We start from the raw sequence: 15719 nt of genomic DNA, 5'->3' as shown, positions 1-15719 counted from the left end.
AAACAAAGGAGTAACCATGACAGAATTTAATTTTGATATTGACCAGATTGCCAATAATACGGTAGCTAAGGTGGATAAAACAACCCAAATCATCGAGACAAATACTGGCTCAGACAAGACCTTGACCTTCCTTGAAAAGTTGAGCCCTGAGCAGCAAGAAGGAATCAAGGCGCACGTGCCCCAGTTAGTAGACCAGTTTGTCACCAATCAAAATGCTCTTTTGGATTTTGGACAATCTGCTGTCGAAGGTGTGAATAATACGGTCAATCGTATCTTGTCAGAACAAAAGAAACTGCAGATTCCCCAAGTGGATGATCTACTCAAGAACACCAACCGTGAGTTGCAAGGCTTTGTAGTCAAATACAAGAACGCTGAAATTGCTGAGTTAGAAGAGAAGCCAAACTTTTTGCAACGATTGTTTAACAAGAGCAAGAATACCTTACAGGAATTTTACTTTGACTCAAAAACAGTGGAGCAAAAGCTGGATGGCATGGCTGCCGCAGTGGTCAAGCAAGAAGATGTGCTAGCTCGAAATATCGTCTCTGCTGAGATGTTGATTGAGGACAATACCAAATCCATTGAAAATCTAGTGGGAGTGATTTCCTTTATCGAAGCCAGCCAGACAGAAGCTGGCAATCGTGCTGCCGAACTAAAGGCCCAAGTTGACCAACTCGATACAAGTACGGTAGAATACCAAACCAAATCACAAGAATTGGCCCGCATGGCTGAAGTGGTCAATACCCTCGAACAACAGCACACTGAGTATGTCAGCCGTCTCTATGTTGCCTGGGCAACAACACCTCAGATGCGCAATCTTGTGAAGGTGTCATCTGATATGCGCCAAAAATTGGGCATGCTTCGTCGCAATACGATTCCAACAATGAAGCTTTCCATTGCCCAACTTGGTATTTTGCAACAATCAATGAAATCAGGTGTCGTGGCAGATGCCATTGTCAATGCTAATAATGCTGCCCTTCAGATGCTAGCTGAAACCAGTAAGGAAGTGATTCCGCAGATGGAAAGAATTGCCCAAAGCCCGACAGTCGCTGTCGAATCAGTTACCAAACTGGCTGAAAGTCTGGTCGCTCAAAACCAAGGTATCGTCGCAGCTATTGAATTGGGACGTCAGAAACGTGCCCAACTAGAAACAACCATCGTCAAGTCCGCAGAAATGATCAACGATTCTGTCAAACTACGCGATGAGAAAATTGTCCAAGCCCTTCTAGACCAAGGCAAGGCTGCTCAGAAAGAAGTACAAGAATAATACACAAGTCCCTTGTAAGTATAGCTTGCAGGGGATTTTGGATTCTTCCTATATATTAGAGCCTCTAATTTATTTCACAAAAAATATAGTCAAAAATGTAGTCATTCGGTTGATTTTTATTGCAATGTACTGAAATTAACAAAAAGAAAAAACGCTTGAATTAGCGTTTTTCTTCTGTATTGATTCGTATTGAATGCTTACTTAACTTCTGTAAACACAACGTGTTTGCGAAGTTTTGGTGAGTATTTCTTCAATTGAAGACGGTCTGGAGTGTTACGTTTGTTTTTAGAAGTAAGGTACAAGCGTTCACCAGATTCTTTGTGTTCAAGTGTAATATTTACGCGCATGGTATCTCCCTTCTATTATTCAGCTGATGCAGCTTTAGCGATTTTACGTCCTTTGTAGTATCCTTTAAGTGATACACGGTGAGAACGTGAGTAATCTCCAGTAGTTTCGTCAAAGTTTACAGATGGAGCTGTTACTTTGTAGTGTGTACGACGTTTGTTTTTCTTCGCTTTTGAAGTGCGACGTGCAGGTACTGCCATTTTGATTTCTCCTTTAGGTATTTATATTCGATTCAATCTACTGATTTTCATCAACCATACTAGGATAACACATTTTTTTTGTAAAGTAAAGTTACTTGACAAAAAAAGATGAAAAAATTCTCCTGTCAGACCTAGCAGACAGGAGAAGGTGTTAAATATCAATCTCAAATGGTTCGTCAATGGTTTCTGATACGTATTTTCCGTCTTTCTTCCGTTGTTTGACACATTCTGTAAGGAGATATTCGATTTGCCCATTGACTGAACGAAAGTCATCTTCTGCCCATGAGGCGAGTGCAGCGTATAACTTTGTTGAGAGTCGAAGGGGGATCTGCTTTTTTTAGCTTCAACCATCTTTAGTAAAGACTTCCTGTGTTGACAATTGGTTGTGCATCATGATTGTCACAGAGGACGACTAGGAGATTGGAAACCATAGCAGCTTTTCGTTCTTCGTCAAGCTCTACCAATTCCCCTTCATTGATCCGTTCTGGTGCCATTTCAACCATTCCTACAGCACCATCTACAATCATCTTACGGGCATCAATAATGGAAGTAATTTCTGGAGCATAAGCTAGGTAAGTGATACGTGCTTCAAGGATTTCCTAAGCAGTCATTGTCATTTGATGATTTAGCTCCTAAAAAAGGAGATTTTGTGCTAACATCACCACTTTGTCCAAGTCGAGTGTGGTTTGCAGGGTTGACTGCTACGCTGAAGGGATTGACAAAGTAAAAGCCAGGTTCTTTGATGGTACCTGTATAGTTACCAAAGAGTGTCAGAACCATAGCCTCCTGAGGTTTGACAACTTTTAAACCAGCATGAGTTAGCGCTGCAATTACGATTAGTAAAGGTCCGATAATAATTCCAAAAATGTTTTCCGAACCAACACCCATTATAAATATAAAGATACCAAGTACGATTGTCAACTCAATGAGAATCAATGCTAATACACCATTTGGTTATGAATTGATTAGTTTTTCAGTCATAAGAATGACCTCTGTTATTTGATATCTAAATGATATCATTTTGTTTTTAAAAATTAATAGAAAGTTGACAAATAATCACTAAAAAGTTTCAGCCCAATAATTACTTATAGGAAGTGAGATTATATTGTGCTGAAATACTCTTTTATTCTTATAACTTTTACACTATAATTGTAGTTAGAAAGGGAGAGAAATGTTTGATTATAGAGCACTAGTTATTTTGATGACTTTGATGGATCATTGTGAGCTATCATTATATGAATTATCTGTTAAGGTGAGCTTACCTATAAAGGAAGTCAAAGAAGGAATAGATTATTTAGTGCCTTATCTAGCTAATAAAGGGATAGTGCTGGATAAAAAACAAGGTCGCTATAGTTTATCAAATCGTACGAAGCAGTCTTTGACAGATATTATTAAGTCGGATGAATTGGTTTTACCAAAGTCGACTCGCTTAGCATTAATCTATCTTTACACTTTTTGCCGATTAGATTTTATATCGAATAATCATTACCAAGACTTTTTGAAAGTAAGTAAGAATACAACCTTATCTGATATTCAATCATTAAGAAAGATTATGTTAGATAATGATTTGGAGCTAGGGTACAGTAGAGCAAAAGGTTATACTTTACACGGTTCAGAGTGGAATAAGCACCGTTTAGCTTTTCAAATGGTTAGTGAGTTGCTGGAATCCTCCATAGGAATTTGGGGGTTGGATTATGTTTTATCCAGTTGGGGGTATTCATTAACTTATGATTTGATAAATCAGGTAGTTAAAGATTATTATGAAAAGCTACAGATAGTACCTATTGTTAATCAATTAAAAGTTTGCCTTTTCGGTTTAGTATTCATTATGTGTAGATATCAAAGGGGTGTTGAAAGAGTATGTCTTTCAGAGACGTTGGTATCTCCTGTTATTCAAGATATAACCAATATTTTATTGGATACAGTGGTTGATTTGGGAATTATAGATACGGTGTTTTCTGAGGATGATTATCGCTATATCACAGTTTTATTATCAAGTTGTTTTGAAGGTGAAGTAGATGTTGCTCCGGTTTACTTTAATCAATTAACAGAGGCCATTATAAGTAGAATGGAAGATATTTCTTTGTTGCATTTTAAACAAAGGGAAGCATTGAGAGAAAATCTTCGCCGCCACCTTATACCGGCTTACTATAGATTAAAGTTCGGTTTACCTAGTTCAAATGAATATGTGTTGCATGTCAAAGAACATTATCCTGATTTATTTGAACTAGTAAAAGACTCTTTGACTCCCTTGATGGACGCTATTGACAAGCCCATACCTGATAGTGAAACAGCATATTTTGTTATCCATTTTGGAGGATATTTAAAGAAAGCAGACAATTTGCCTCAAAAATGTTATAAAGCAGCAATTATCTGTCCTAATGGAATTAGTTCTTCATTGATGATAAAAGAGAATCTATTAGCATTATTCCCTCAAATTGAGTTTATAGGAACCTCAAAGATTGATGATTTATATGCGAAAACTAGTAGTGACTATGATATGGTTTTTTCTACTATAAAGGTGGATACAGAGAAGCCAAATTATCTAGTTTCTGTTATGATGACGGAAGAACAAACAACACAGTTAGTTGAATTGGTATCAAAAGATTTCCCAGATACAGGTTATCGAGATATTGAGCTTAATCAGATAATTAGCATAGTAAGACGATATAGTGTAATCACACAAGAATTAGAGTTAAAATTAGCATTAAAGAGGTATCTCTATCAAGAAATGAACAGAAAGGAAGTGTTACCATTGTTAGAAGAATTAATTACAAAAGAAACTTATCAGGTTAGTTCGGAAAAATTAGGATGGAAGGAGGCAATTCGTTTAGCAGCTAAACCGCTTTTGGATCAACATAAGATAACTGAGAATTACCCTGAGGCAATGATTCAAAAAGTAGAAGAGTTTGGGCCTTTTATTAATTTAGGGAAGGGAGTAGCAATTCCTCACGCTCGGCCAGATGAAGGTGTGAATGAAATAGGAATGTCAATGTTAGTTTTGGAAGAACCGATTTATTTATTGGATAATCCAGAACAGGAGGTAAGATTGTTGATTTGTATTGCAGCCATTGATAATGAGAGTCATTTAAAGGCTTTGTCACATTTAACAACAATTTTAAGAGATAAAAATCATGTTCAAACTTTAATATCATCAAAAAACTATGATGACATTGAAATGATAATTAAACAGGAGGATTAGATAATGTTAAGAATTGGTACAGCTTGTGGTTCAGGATTAGGTTCAAGTTTTATGGTACAGATGAATATTGAATCTGTATTGAGTGATTTGAATGTTTCAGATGTAGAAGTTGAACACTATGATTTAGGTGGAGCAGATCCAAATGCAGCTGATATTTGGATTGTGGGTCGTGATCTAGCTGATTCAGCTAGTCATCTTGGAGATGTTCGTATCTTAAATAGTATTATTGATATGGATGAACTACGAGAATTAATTACTAAACTTTGTGAAGAAAAAGGACTTATTTAGGAGGCTAGCGTCATGATGAAGTTCATATTGGATATTGTTAGTACACCAGCTATTTTAGTAGCTTTAATTGCAATCTTAGGATTAGTTCTTCAGAAGAAGAAATTACCTGATATTATTAAAGGTGGAATTAAGACCTTTGTTGGTTTCTTAGTTGTATCTGGTGGTGCAGGAATTGTACAAAATTCTTTGAATCCATTTGGTACCATGTTTGAACATGCTTTTCATTTATCTGGAGTTGTACCGAATAATGAAGCAATTGTAGCTGTAGCTTTAACCACATATGGCTCAGCTACTGCAATGATTATGTTTGCAGGTATGGTATTCAATATCTTAATTGCTCGTTTTACTCGATTCAAATATATCTTTTTAACAGGGCACCACACTCTATATATGGCGTGTATGATTGCGGTCATTTTATCAGTTGCTGGCTTTACAAGTTTGCCTCTTATCTTACTAGGTGGATTAGCGCTCGGTATTATTATGAGTATTTCCCCAGCATTTGTGCAAAAATATATGGTTCAATTAACTGGAAATGACAAGGTGGCTTTAGGTCATTTCAGTTCTTTGGGATATTGGTTGAGTGGTTTTACTGGTAGCCTTATCGGTGACAAATCAAAATCAACAGAGGACATTAAATTTCCAAAGAGTTTAGCTTTTTTACGTGATAGTACTGTTAGCATTACTTTATCTATGGCAGTTATTTACATTATTGTAGCTATCTTTGCAGGGTCAGAATATATAGAAAAAGAAATCAGTAATGGTACAAGTGGTCTAGTTTATGCTTTACAATTAGCAGGTCAATTTGCAGCAGGTGTATTTGTTATTTTAGCAGGTGTTCGCCTTATTTTGGGTGAAATTGTTCCAGCCTTTAAAGGTATTTCAGAGCGTCTTGTACCTAATTCAAAACCTGCTTTGGATTGTCCGATTGTTTATACTTATGCACCTAATGCAGTCCTAATTGGATTTATCTCTAGTTTTGTTGGTGGTTTAGTAAGTATGGCAATTATGATTGCTTCAGGAACGGTTGTCATCTTACCAGGCGTTGTGCCTCATTTCTTCTGTGGAGCGACTGCAGGTGTCATTGGGAATGCATCTGGTGGTGTTCGTGGAGCCACTATTGGAGCATTTTTACAAGGTATTTTAATTAGTTTTCTTCCAGTCTTTTTAATGCCAGTTTTGGGAGGACTTGGTTTCCAAGGGTCAACTTTCTCAGATGCAGATTTTGGTCTATCAGGAATTATTTTAGGAATGTTGAATCAATTTGGCTCACAAGCAGGCATTGTTATTGGTCTTGTTCTTATTCTAGCAGTTATGTTTGGAGTATCCTTTATTAAAAAGCCATCTGCAAAGGAGGAATAAGGGATGATTTTAAGTGAAAATAGAGAAGATGAGTTAAGAAAATTTGCAACAAAAATCCGATTAAATACTCTTAGAACATTGAATCATCTTGGATTCGGCCATTATGGAGGGAGTCTGTCTATAGTAGAAGTTTTAGCAGTGCTTTATGGTGAAATAATGCCGATGACTCCAGAAATATTTGCGTCACGAGATAGAGATTATTTTGTTTTATCCAAGGGACATGCTGGACCAGCTTTGTACAGCACACTCTATTTGAATGGTTTCTTTGACAAAGAATTCTTACATTCTTTAAATACAAATGGGACCAAATTACCGTCTCATCCTGATAGAAATCTAACGCCGGGCATAGATATGACAACTGGCTCTTTAGGACAGGGAATTAGTGTTGCAACCGGACTTGCATATGGTCAGAGAATAAGAAAAAGTCCCTTTTATACCTATGCTATTGTTGGAGATGGTGAGTTAAATGAGGGACAATGTTGGGAGGCTATACAGTTTGCTTCTCATCAACAGTTATCTAATTTAATTGTATTTGTAGACGATAACAAAAAACAATTAGATGGTTTTACAAAGGATATTTGTAATCCAGGTGATTTTGTAGAAAAATTCTCAGCATTTGGGTTTGAATCCATTAGGGTCAATGGTTCAGATATTAGAGAAATTTATGAAGGGATTATCCAATTAAAACAGTCAAATAATTCATCCCCTAAGTGTATTGTATTAGACACTATTAAAGGTCAAGGAGTTCGAGAGCTGGAAGAAATGAAATCCAATCATCATCTTCGCCCTACTGTAGAGGAGAGACAAATGTTAACTTCAGTTGTAGAAAGATTAAGTCAGGAATTGGAGGAAACAGAATGATGAGAAGTACGAAAGAATTACGACATGTGTATAGAGATTTCCTTCTAGAAGCTAACCAAAGTTATTCTGATATAGTAGTTTTAGAAGCAGACTTGTCAAGTTCGATGGCTACTAATAATCTTGAAAAGGACTTTGGAGACCGTTATGTGAATGTTGGGATCATGGAAGCAGAAATGGTCGGGCTTGCAGCAGGTTTATCTATTCAGGGGTTTAGACCTTATCTTCATACATTTGGCCCTTTTGCTTCACGAAGAGTATTTGATCAATTATTTATTTCTCTTGGGTACGCACAATTGGATGCCACTGTGATTGGCTCAGATGCAGGAGTAACGGCAGAGATGAATGGTGGAACACATATGCCATTTGAAGAAATTGGATTGTTACGTTTAATTCCTAAATCAATCATTTTTGAAGCAACTGATGATATCCAATTTCGTGAAATCTTGAACCAGACATTAGAATTAAAAGGACTAAAATATATTCGAACAATTAGAAAAGCTCCAGAGGCTGTATATCAAGGTGGAGAAGATTTTTCTAAAGGCTACATTGAGTTAAGACACGGTGAAGATGTTGTAATAGTTGCTTCTGGCATAATGGTTGCTCCAAGTATTCGAGTTGCGGATGAACTGTCTAAATTAGGTTATTCAGTAGGTGTGATAGATTTATTTAGAATCAAACCGATACCAGAACAGATAAAAACAATGTTAAGCGGAAAAACTATATTTACTGTAGAAAACCACAATCAGATAGGTGGAATTGGCAGTGCTTTATGTGAATTATTCTCTGATGATGGAATAACAAAAATTCATCGGATGGGTGTTCAAGAAAGATTCGGTCAAGTAGGGAAAATGGATTATCTTCTTAATGAGTATGGTTTGAGTGAATCGAATATAAAAGAGAAAGTTTTAGCGTTTTATAATGCAAGATAGATGTTAAATACACTTATCTGAAAGAACTTCTGTAAAAATTACATTACGTTATTTAAAGCGAGCGGATTAAAAGCATATTCTGGTAATCAGAAAGTGCCCTGATCCGCTTTGTTGTTTTTAATTTAAAATGTTTATATGTGTATAGAATTTTCTGAAAATTCAAGAATTTTCTTCTGTTCATTGCTTTTAAAATGTGCTATAATAGTAAAAACTGAAATGGGAGGGAACAAATGACTGAATTAGATAAACGTCACCGCAGTAGCATTTATGACAGCATGGTAAAATCACCAAACCGTGCCATGCTTCGTGCGACTGGTATGACAGATAAGGACTTTGAAACACCGATTGTTGGGGTAATTTCGACTTGGGCGGAAAATACACCATGTAACATTCACTTGCATGATTTTGGGAAATTGGCTAAAGAAGGTGTAAAATCAGCAGGTGCTTGGCCTGTGCAGTTTGGGACTATCACTGTAGCGGACGGGATTGCCATGGGAACGCCTGGTATGCGTTTCTCTTTGACATCTCGTGATATTATTGCGGACTCAATCGAGGCAGCTATGGGAGGCCACAATGTGGATGCCTTTGTCGCTATCGGTGGCTGTGACAAGAACATGCCTGGTTCTATGATTGCTATTGCTAATATGGATATCCCAGCTATTTTCGCCTATGGTGGAACCATTGCACCGGGAAATCTTGATGGCAAAGACATCGACTTGGTTTCTGTTTTTGAAGGTATCGGAAAATGGAATCACGGTGACATGACGGCTGAGGATGTGAAACGTCTTGAATGTAATGCCTGCCCTGGCCCTGGTGGCTGTGGTGGTATGTACACAGCTAATACCATGGCGACTGCTATCGAAGTTCTCGGTATGAGTTTGCCAGGCTCTTCATCTCATCCAGCTGAATCAGCTGACAAGAAAGAAGATATCGAAGCAGCAGGACGTGCTGTTGTTAAGATGTTGGAACTAGGTCTTAAACCATCAGATATCTTGACTCGTGAAGCCTTTGAAGATGCTATCACTGTAACTATGGCTCTAGGTGGTTCTACAAACGCCACTCTTCACTTGCTTGCCATTGCCCATGCTGCCAATGTTGACTTGTCACTTGAGGACTTCAATACGATTCAAGAACGTGTGCCTCACTTGGCTGACTTGAAACCATCTGGTCAGTATGTCTTCCAAGATCTCTACGAAGTCGGTGGTGTGCCTGCGGTTATGAAATATCTCTTGGCAAATGGTTTCCTTCATGGAGACCGCATCACATGTACTGGTAAGACTGTCGCTGAGAACTTGGCTGACTTTGCAGACCTCACTCCAGGTCAAAAAGTTATTATGCCACTTGAAAATCCAAAACGTGCGGATGGTCCGCTTATCATCTTGAACGGGAACCTTGCCCCTGACGGTGCGGTTGCCAAGGTATCAGGTGTGAAAGTGCGTCGTCACGTTGGACCAGCTAAGGTCTTTGACTCAGAAGAAGATGCTATTCAGGCCGTTCTGACAGATGAAATCGTTGATGGCGATGTAGTCGTTGTTCGTTTCGTTGGACCTAAGGGTGGTCCTGGTATGCCTGAGATGCTGTCACTTTCATCAATGATTGTTGGTAAAGGTCAAGGAGACAAGGTTGCCCTCTTGACAGATGGACGCTTCTCTGGTGGTACTTATGGTCTGGTTGTTGGACATATCGCTCCTGAAGCTCAGGATGGTGGACCAATTGCCTACCTTCGTACAGGCGATATCGTTACGGTTGACCAAGATACCAAAGAAATTTCCATGGCCGTATCCGAAGAAGAACTTGAAAAACGCAAGGCAGAAACAACCTTGCCACCACTCTATAGTCGTGGTGTCCTCGGTAAATATGCCCATATCGTATCATCTGCTTCACGCGGAGCCGTGACAGACTTCTGGAATATGGACAAGTCAGGTAAAAAGTAAATTCAAAAAGCAAGCCAACTTTGGCTTGCTTCTTTTCATCTTCAAAAGTAATTTACCTGCTTAACGAGGTGGCAGTCCAAGGGCAATGCGGCCGTAGCGACTGATTCGTGTAATCTTCCAGGCAGGCGACCAGGTAACTTCAACCTTGACATCTTCGATACCCTCGATTTGTTTCAGACCTGCCACGATTTCGATAGGCAGGCTTTCGGCGCAATCGCAGGCGGTGTCGGTGAAGGTCATGACAATCTTACAGAGGCCTGTTTCGTCTAGATTGATCTCATAAATCAGCCCTAGATTGTACACATCCAATTCCACATCTGTATCAAAAACCTTCTCTAGTTTTTCGATAATTTGGTCTTGCAAGGCCAAAGCCCGGTCATTGATTTTGATATCGTCTCTCATTACAGTCCCTCCACGTGATAAATATCCTCTATTTTCTCATAATTCTGACAATTTGGCAAGTTTTTGATGAATTTTCTGAAAAAATATGATAATATAAAGAAAACACTGAATCAAGGGGAAGCCTATGGAGCAGATTGGAAAAGTCTTTAGACAATTACGAGAGTCAAGAAATATCTCGCTGAGACAAGCAACTGGGGGACAATTTTCGCCGTCTATGTTATCTCGCTTTGAAACAGGTCAGAGTGAGCTTTCGGTGGAAAAGTTCTTATTTGCCCTAGAAAATATATCTGCTAGTGTAGAGGAAATTCTCTTTCTGGCGAGAGGTTTTCAGTATGATACAGATTCTGAGTTGAGAAAAGAAATCATAGATGTCTTGGATCCAAAGAATATAGCTCCGCTTGAGGACTTGTATCGCAGGGAGTATCAAAAGCATGCCCATTCTCACAATAAACAGAAACATATTCTAAATGCCATTATTATCAAGTCTTATATGAAGAGCATGGATGAAAGGGTAGAGTTAACAGCAGAGGAAGGGAAAGTTCTTCATGATTATTTGTTTTCTACCGAGATTTGGGGAATCTATGAACTCAATTTATTTTCAGTCAGTTCACCATTTCTATCTGTTTCTCTTTTCACTAGGTATGTTAGAGAGATGGTACGTAAATCTGATTTTCTAATGGAAATGTCTGGTAATCGAAACCTGTTTCACACTATACTATTGAATGGCTTTTTAGCTAGCATTGAGTGTGAAGAATTTACCAATGCCTCTTATTTTAAACGTGTTATCGAAGAGCATTTCTACAATGAAAATGAAACCTATTTCCGAATTGTCTATTTGTGGGCAGAAGGTCTCCTTGATAGCAAGCAAGGCAGAGTCAAGGAAGGTCAGAAAAAGATGGAAGATGCTGTCCGTATTTTTGAGATGCTTGGGTGTAATAAATCTGCCGAATACTATAGAAATACGACCGATTGTTGAATATCTGCAAACTAAGAAAATTATTTGAAATTTTAAGTGATAGAATTGTTGAGCTCTCTCAGGTCATCAAATAAGTTCTATCGTTTCTTTGTGCACATTTTTTTGTTGCATATATTCAAAAGTTTTTCCTCTAAAATTTCTAAGTGCTATACCATAGTCATACTTCACATAAAACTTATACTCTTCGAAAATCAAATTCAAACCACGTCAGCTTCACCTTGCCGTACTCAAGTACAGCCCGCGGCTAGCTTCCTAGTTTGCTCTTTGATTTTCATTGAGTATTTGAACAAGAAGGGAGATTACCTATGAAACTATTGTTCAGAAATCAAGCTTATCGTCTCTTGACTTTGTCACGCTTCTTCAATGCTTTTGGTGCTTCGATTTTCAACCTGGTATTTATCGTCTATGCATCGACCTTGTCACAAGCATCCTTTGCTGTTGCTATGGCGAATATTGTCATGATTATTCCGACTCTCTTTACAGTTTTTGTAGGGATTCGGGCAGATTACACGAGGGACAAGGTCAAATGGATGATCTATAGCGGTTTGTTTCAGGCAGTTTTATTTTTTCTAGCAGCCCTAGTTGTTCAGCAAGCTAGTCTCTTTGCCTTTTCTAGTCTGTGTTTAATCAATGTCATTAGCGATGTCATCAGTGATTTTGCTGGTGGCTTGCGCATGCCTCTTATTAAGGAAAAAGTAGCTGAAGATGATCTGATGGAGGCTTATTCTTTTTCCCAGTTCATCACCTATATTTCAGCTATTGGTGGTCAAGCTTTCGGAGTCTGGCTTTTAGGTTTATCGGTCAACAATTTTTCCCTTGTTGCGGGAATCAATGCCTGTTTTTTCCTAGTATCAGCCGTTATCCTCTTTTTAGGAAAAAGCAAATTGAGCCTGTCAATGTCATCTGCTGATGGTAAAATTCTAAAAAATGAGAAGCTTTCTATCAAAGAGCAGTTCCTAACGATTTATCGAAATTTACGTCTCGTTTTTCTTAAAGGTGGACAGAAAAACTTTGGATTCATGATCTTTGCTGTCTTACTTATCAATGCCTTGGGTGGGGCTTTAGGAAGCATCTATAACATCTTCTTTTTGAGCCATTCTCTCTTGAATTTTTCTTACACAGAGGCACTATTTATCAATCAATTCGGTGTTTTAGTAGCAATCATCATCAGTAGCCTTACGGGCAATGATTATTTTGGGAAGCAGTCTTTGCCTAGATTGATGATGTGGGTGACCGTAGGACTCAGTCTAATTGGTCTAGCTAATTTATTCAATCAAGTCGTACTTGGTTTACTATTTCTCTTTTCAACTCTGTATGTGTCTGGTAAAGTTCAACCAAAGATTAGTGCCATGCTCATGAAAAATCTAGCTCCAGATGTTCTAGCTCGTACCAGTAATTTTTTAGGTTTATTGTTTACCTTATCCGTACCTGTGGGAACAGCTTGTTTTTCACTTCTAGCTGTATGGAATATACAGTTGACTTGGATGCTATTTGTTGGTCTTTCCTTCCTGGCTATTCTTTTGACAGTTATTAATCTCAAAAATGATATCTAAATCCTAATTTTTTTCTTACTGTTTTAATCCCTCTATTTATGGTAAAATAAGACTATTAAGTTTAAAGAGGATTCCCTATGAAATTACAAAAACCAAAAGGAACGCAGGATATCTTGCCTGCTGAATCTGCCAAATGGCAGTACGTTGAGGGCTTTGCCCGTGAGATTTTCAAGCGCTATAACTATGCAGAAGTGCGCACGCCTATTTTTGAGCACTACGAGGTTATCAGTCGCTCTGTTGGAGATACAACGGATATCGTAACCAAGGAAATGTACGATTTCTATGACAAAGGTGACCGTCACATTACCCTCCGTCCAGAAGGAACAGCGCCAGTTGTCCGTTCCTATGTGGAAAATAAACTTTTCGCCCCAGAAGTGCAAAAGCCAAGTAAGTTTTACTACATGGGACCTATGTTCCGTTATGAGCGTCCACAGGCAGGGCGTTTGCGCCAGTTCCACCAGATCGGGGTTGAGTGCTTTGGCTCTAGCAATCCAGCTACTGATGTGGAAACCATCGCGATGGCAGCCCATTTCTTGAAAGAAATCGGCATCCAAGATGTCAAATTACACCTCAACACTCTTGGAAATCCTGAGAGCCGTGCAGCCTACCGCCAAGCCTTGATTGACTATTTGACACCGCTCAAGGAGACCTTGTCTAAGGATAGCCAACGTCGCTTGGAGGAAAATCCTCTCCGTGTCTTGGACTCTAAGGAAAAAGAAGACAAGGTAGCTGTAGAGAATGCACCGTCTATCTTGGACTTCCTTGATGAAGAAAGCCAAGCTCATTTTGATGCTGTGCGTCAGATGTTGGAAAATCTTGGAGTAGACTATATCATCGATACCAATATGGTGCGTGGTCTGGACTACTACAACCACACCATTTTCGAGTTTATCACTGAGATTGAGGGCAATGACCTGACAGTCTGTGCGGGTGGTCGCTACGATGGTTTGGTTTCTTATTTTGGAGGCCCTGAGACTGCTGGATTTGGTTTTGGACTTGGTGTAGAGCGCCTGCTTCTCATTCTTGAAAAGCAAGGTGTGGCTCTCCCTATCGAAAACGCTCTAGATGTCTATATCGCAGTCTTGGGCGAAAGGGCAAATGTCAAGGCCTTGGAATTGGTACAGGCTCTTCGCCAACAAGATTTCAAAGCAGAGCGTGATTACCTTAACCGTAAACTCAAAGCTCAATTCAAGTCAGCTGATGTCTTTGCGGCTAAGACCCTCATCACCCTCGGAGAGAGCGAAGTCGAAAGTGGACAAGTGACGGTCAAGAACAACCAAACCCGAGAAGAAGTGCAAGTGTCACTTGAGGCAATCAGCCAAAACTTCTCAGAAATCTTTGAAAAACTAGGATTTTAATAACAGATAAACTGGTCAGGATTTTATCCCTGACCTTTTTCTTTTGCAAAATGACAAAAATCATAAACTTTTTGACAAATATACTTGTCAAAAAGAAAAAGATGTGTTACAATGTAAGCAAGTTAAGAAATAAAGAAATAGGAGGGAGTCACATGTGGGTATGGATTTTTTTCCCTTTTCTCGTCTTGATTTATAGTAGTCAATCTAAAAAAATCAAGCGGTTAGAGAAGAGGTTAAAGGTAATCGAAAGAAAAGAGAAAGGAAATATAGATATGTCAAGATTATTGCAAGAATTAATTGGGAAAAATCCAACAATCGTTGGACAAGTGTTTGGAACATCTTTATGGGAAGTTGTGGATGTTGATGAGGAATGGGTCAAACTACGTCATGTCGATAAAAATGGGAAAGAAAAATTCAAGTTGCAACGTATTGAGGATATCCAAGCCGTTGAATTTGACGGAGAGTAGGTGTGTAACATGCAACTAAAAAATCGTCTAAAAGAGCTTCGGGCTCGCGATGGTCTCAATCAAACCGAACTAGCCAAGCTAGCAGAGGTTTCCAGACAGACTATCAGCCTATTAGAACGAGACGAATACACCCCGTCCGTTGTGATTGCCTTGAAAATATCTCAGATTTTCAACGAAACAGTCGAATCGGTATTTCGCTTGGAGGAGGACGAGTGATGAACATGTATAAAGTGGTTTATTATATGAGTGTTCTTGCCCTTATTGTGAATGCCTTTGCTATGATTGGAACATTACTGGGGTGGTTCTATTTTGTTGAAAGTAAGTATTTGTTTTGGATTAACTTAGTCCTCTTGTCCATTTTCAATTGGTTGAAGAAAAAGGAGAAAAATGATGAACAAGTATAAAGTAATCTATTATGTAGTTGCCATAGCTCTATTAGTCAGCGTGTTTCTACTAATTGGGATGGATCTAGGCTGGTTTAATCCCTATCAAAGTGACCAATTTATTTGGGCCTACTTTGCCCTCATCCCAGTAGTTGAATGGATTGAAAAGAAATCCAAAAACCTAGCAAGTGAATAAGG

18 protein-coding genes and 1 pseudogene are annotated in these 15719 nt (G+C 38.6%); 14 read left to right on the top strand and 5 right to left on the bottom strand.

What is annotated here, in order from left to right; all coding sequences use genetic code 11:
* Positions 1 to 16: 16 nt before the first annotated feature.
* Positions 17 to 1264, top strand: coding sequence for a toxic anion resistance protein (locus JQ843_RS05165; RefSeq protein ID WP_124788416.1), 1248 nt, complete (start codon positions 17 to 19; stop codon positions 1262 to 1264).
* 197 nt (positions 1265 to 1461) lie between these two features.
* On the opposite strand, the gene rpmG is transcribed toward JQ843_RS05165, so the two are convergent.
* The 4 genes and pseudogenes from rpmG to JQ843_RS09640 form a co-directional block, all read right to left on the bottom strand.
* Entirely contained in the window at positions 1462 to 1611 is a 150-nt protein-coding gene (rpmG, locus tag JQ843_RS05160) for a 50S ribosomal protein L33 (protein ID WP_001265622.1), read from the bottom strand.
* A gap of 15 nt (positions 1612 to 1626) precedes the next feature.
* A complete protein-coding gene (gene rpmF / locus JQ843_RS05155) occupies positions 1627 to 1809 on the bottom strand; it encodes a 50S ribosomal protein L32 (protein WP_000290417.1) in 183 nt (60 codons plus the stop codon).
* A 151-nt stretch (positions 1810 to 1960) separates the two neighbouring features.
* Positions 1961 to 2137, bottom strand: coding sequence for a type II toxin-antitoxin system antitoxin (locus tag JQ843_RS05150; protein WP_033608448.1), 177 nt, complete (start codon positions 2135 to 2137; stop codon positions 1961 to 1963).
* A 25-nt stretch (positions 2138 to 2162) separates the two neighbouring features.
* Positions 2163 to 2745, bottom strand: a pseudogene (locus JQ843_RS09640) (SPFH domain-containing protein).
* Between the two features lie 235 nt (positions 2746 to 2980).
* Between JQ843_RS09640 and JQ843_RS05135 the strand changes: the two are divergent.
* The 6 genes from JQ843_RS05135 to ilvD all read left to right on the top strand — a co-directional run bounded on the left by JQ843_RS05135 (position 2981) and on the right by ilvD (position 10382).
* Positions 2981 to 5011 (top strand): BglG family transcription antiterminator, encoded by a 2031-nt coding sequence (locus JQ843_RS05135; RefSeq protein ID WP_203213056.1) that lies wholly within the window; start codon positions 2981 to 2983, stop codon positions 5009 to 5011.
* Between the two features lie 3 nt (positions 5012 to 5014).
* Entirely contained in the window at positions 5015 to 5299 is a 285-nt protein-coding gene (locus tag JQ843_RS05130; protein ID WP_023947577.1) for a PTS sugar transporter subunit IIB, read from the top strand.
* 12 nt (positions 5300 to 5311) lie between these two features.
* Entirely contained in the window at positions 5312 to 6658 is a 1347-nt protein-coding gene (locus JQ843_RS05125; protein ID WP_000975289.1) for a PTS ascorbate transporter subunit IIC, read from the top strand.
* 3 nt (positions 6659 to 6661) lie between these two features.
* The gene (locus tag JQ843_RS05120) at positions 6662 to 7519 is read left to right on the top strand and encodes a transketolase (RefSeq protein ID WP_033687490.1); all 858 of its coding nucleotides are present in this window, start codon (positions 6662 to 6664) and stop codon (positions 7517 to 7519) included.
* Positions 7516 to 8448 (top strand): transketolase family protein, encoded by a 933-nt coding sequence (locus JQ843_RS05115; protein ID WP_023947581.1) that lies wholly within the window; start codon positions 7516 to 7518, stop codon positions 8446 to 8448. Before JQ843_RS05120 ends, JQ843_RS05115 begins: the two co-directional genes overlap by 4 nt.
* Before the next feature lie 230 nt (positions 8449 to 8678).
* Complete coding sequence (ilvD, locus tag JQ843_RS05110; protein WP_000137343.1) at positions 8679 to 10382, top strand: dihydroxy-acid dehydratase; 1704 nt, start codon at positions 8679 to 8681, stop codon at positions 10380 to 10382.
* A gap of 60 nt (positions 10383 to 10442) precedes the next feature.
* On the opposite strand, the gene JQ843_RS05105 is transcribed toward ilvD, so the two are convergent.
* The gene (locus JQ843_RS05105; RefSeq protein ID WP_001204052.1) at positions 10443 to 10784 is read right to left on the bottom strand and encodes a metal-sulfur cluster assembly factor; all 342 of its coding nucleotides are present in this window, start codon (positions 10782 to 10784) and stop codon (positions 10443 to 10445) included.
* A gap of 124 nt (positions 10785 to 10908) precedes the next feature.
* On the opposite strand from JQ843_RS05105, the gene rgg reads away from it, so the two are divergent.
* The 7 genes from rgg to JQ843_RS05070 all read left to right on the top strand — a co-directional run bounded on the left by rgg (position 10909) and on the right by JQ843_RS05070 (position 15717).
* Positions 10909 to 11760, top strand: a complete 852-nt coding sequence (gene rgg, locus JQ843_RS05100; RefSeq protein ID WP_024056776.1) for a quorum-sensing system transcriptional regulator Rgg — start codon at positions 10909 to 10911, stop codon at positions 11758 to 11760.
* Positions 11761 to 12065: 305 nt separating this feature from the next.
* On the top strand, positions 12066 to 13313 hold the full coding sequence (locus JQ843_RS05095; RefSeq protein WP_203213055.1) for an MFS transporter: 1248 nt from the start codon (positions 12066 to 12068) through the stop codon (positions 13311 to 13313).
* 77 nt (positions 13314 to 13390) lie between these two features.
* The gene (gene hisS / locus JQ843_RS05090; protein WP_203213054.1) at positions 13391 to 14671 is read left to right on the top strand and encodes a histidine--tRNA ligase; all 1281 of its coding nucleotides are present in this window, start codon (positions 13391 to 13393) and stop codon (positions 14669 to 14671) included.
* Complete coding sequence (locus tag JQ843_RS05085; RefSeq protein ID WP_203213075.1) at positions 14671 to 15138, top strand: hypothetical protein; 468 nt, start codon at positions 14671 to 14673, stop codon at positions 15136 to 15138. Before hisS ends, JQ843_RS05085 begins: the two co-directional genes overlap by 1 nt.
* A 9-nt stretch (positions 15139 to 15147) precedes the next feature.
* Positions 15148 to 15354, top strand: a complete 207-nt coding sequence (locus tag JQ843_RS05080; protein ID WP_001176233.1) for a helix-turn-helix transcriptional regulator — start codon at positions 15148 to 15150, stop codon at positions 15352 to 15354.
* A complete protein-coding gene (locus JQ843_RS05075; RefSeq protein WP_001057594.1) occupies positions 15354 to 15542 on the top strand; it encodes a hypothetical protein in 189 nt (62 codons plus the stop codon). The genes JQ843_RS05080 and JQ843_RS05075 overlap by 1 nt, the downstream gene beginning before the upstream one ends.
* Positions 15529 to 15717 carry a hypothetical protein gene (locus tag JQ843_RS05070; RefSeq protein ID WP_049534884.1) on the top strand — a complete coding sequence of 63 codons (189 nt, stop codon included), beginning with the start codon at positions 15529 to 15531 and terminating at the stop codon, positions 15715 to 15717. Before JQ843_RS05075 ends, JQ843_RS05070 begins: the two co-directional genes overlap by 14 nt.
* Positions 15718 to 15719 lie beyond the last annotated feature (2 nt).

It is taken from the genome of Streptococcus mitis, assembly GCF_905187495.1.
Lineage (GTDB): Bacteria > Bacillota > Bacilli > Lactobacillales > Streptococcaceae > Streptococcus > Streptococcus mitis_CU.
The sequence above is the reverse complement of the archived record's forward strand: the minus strand, read 5'-3'. Positions and strand labels throughout refer to the sequence as shown.

Coding starts and splice junctions, on each gene's coding strand:
- JQ843_RS05165 (WP_124788416.1), top strand. CDS start 17: ATGACAGAATTTAATTTTGATATTGACCAGATTGCCAATAATACGGTA.
- rpmG (WP_001265622.1), bottom strand. CDS start 1,611: ATGCGCGTAAATATTACACTTGAACACAAAGAATCTGGTGAACGCTTG.
- rpmF (WP_000290417.1), bottom strand. CDS start 1,809: ATGGCAGTACCTGCACGTCGCACTTCAAAAGCGAAGAAAAACAAACGT.
- JQ843_RS05135 (WP_203213056.1), top strand. CDS start 2,981: ATGTTTGATTATAGAGCACTAGTTATTTTGATGACTTTGATGGATCAT.
- JQ843_RS05130 (WP_023947577.1), top strand. CDS start 5,015: ATGTTAAGAATTGGTACAGCTTGTGGTTCAGGATTAGGTTCAAGTTTT.
- JQ843_RS05125 (WP_000975289.1), top strand. CDS start 5,312: ATGATGAAGTTCATATTGGATATTGTTAGTACACCAGCTATTTTAGTA.
- JQ843_RS05120 (WP_033687490.1), top strand. CDS start 6,662: ATGATTTTAAGTGAAAATAGAGAAGATGAGTTAAGAAAATTTGCAACA.
- JQ843_RS05115 (WP_023947581.1), top strand. CDS start 7,516: ATGATGAGAAGTACGAAAGAATTACGACATGTGTATAGAGATTTCCTT.
- ilvD (WP_000137343.1), top strand. CDS start 8,679: ATGACTGAATTAGATAAACGTCACCGCAGTAGCATTTATGACAGCATG.
- JQ843_RS05105 (WP_001204052.1), bottom strand. CDS start 10,784: ATGAGAGACGATATCAAAATCAATGACCGGGCTTTGGCCTTGCAAGAC.
- rgg (WP_024056776.1), top strand. CDS start 10,909: ATGGAGCAGATTGGAAAAGTCTTTAGACAATTACGAGAGTCAAGAAAT.
- JQ843_RS05095 (WP_203213055.1), top strand. CDS start 12,066: ATGAAACTATTGTTCAGAAATCAAGCTTATCGTCTCTTGACTTTGTCA.
- hisS (WP_203213054.1), top strand. CDS start 13,391: ATGAAATTACAAAAACCAAAAGGAACGCAGGATATCTTGCCTGCTGAA.
- JQ843_RS05080 (WP_001176233.1), top strand. CDS start 15,148: ATGCAACTAAAAAATCGTCTAAAAGAGCTTCGGGCTCGCGATGGTCTC.
- JQ843_RS05075 (WP_001057594.1), top strand. CDS start 15,354: ATGAACATGTATAAAGTGGTTTATTATATGAGTGTTCTTGCCCTTATT.
- JQ843_RS05070 (WP_049534884.1), top strand. CDS start 15,529: ATGAACAAGTATAAAGTAATCTATTATGTAGTTGCCATAGCTCTATTA.